The organism is Metalysinibacillus jejuensis (assembly GCF_003057615.1).
Classification (GTDB): domain Bacteria; phylum Bacillota; class Bacilli; order Bacillales_A; family Planococcaceae; genus Metalysinibacillus; species Metalysinibacillus jejuensis.
Genome location: NZ_QAFW01000149.1, coordinates 1 through 577, shown reverse-complemented (window position 1 = coordinate 577; position 577 = coordinate 1). Strand labels below are relative to the sequence as shown.

Here is a 577-nt window from a genome sequence, read left to right as displayed (position 1 = left end):
ATCCCCCACAGCAAAACATGGTATATTTCATGACCAATACAGCCATGATACAACAACATTGTCCTGCTTTTGTTTTTACAGATGCTCATGCTATAAGAAGACTAACGAATTTTTATGAGGAATTAACTGATTTGGATAAAATTGATTGGCCAATTATGAAAGCGACAATATGGACGGATACTGATGAGGATCCCAATAGAAAGGCCCGAAGACAAGCCGAGTTTTTAGTACACAATGAGGTCCCACTTAAGGCTTGTTTAGGTTTTGCAGTATACGATGAGCAAATAAAGCATAGGGTAGAACAACTTTTACAACAAAACGGTATTTCATTACCCGTTGCTGTACGAAGACCATTTTATTTCTAAAGAGGTGAGTATAATGATTCAATCTGTCAAAGGTAATTTGCTTGAAGATTCAGCTGAAGCGTATGTAAATACAGTAAATACAGTGGGTGTAATGGGAAAAGGAATTGCCCTTCAGTTTAAACAAGCTTTCCCTGATGTGTTTAAACAGTATGAGAAAGCCTGTAAAAAGGGGCTTGTGCAAGTGGGTAACATGCATGTCACTGAAGTTGTAG

2 protein-coding genes are annotated in these 577 nt (G+C 37.8%); both read left to right on the top strand.

The window, feature by feature from the left end; translation table 11 throughout:
* On the top strand, positions 1–365 hold a 365-nt coding region (locus tag DDE80_RS14550), incomplete at its 5' end, for a DUF4433 domain-containing protein (protein ID WP_153060935.1).
* Positions 366–378: 13 nt separating this feature from the next.
* The coding region (locus DDE80_RS14545; RefSeq protein WP_201261549.1) for a macro domain-containing protein at positions 379–577 on the top strand (199 nt) is incomplete at its 3' end.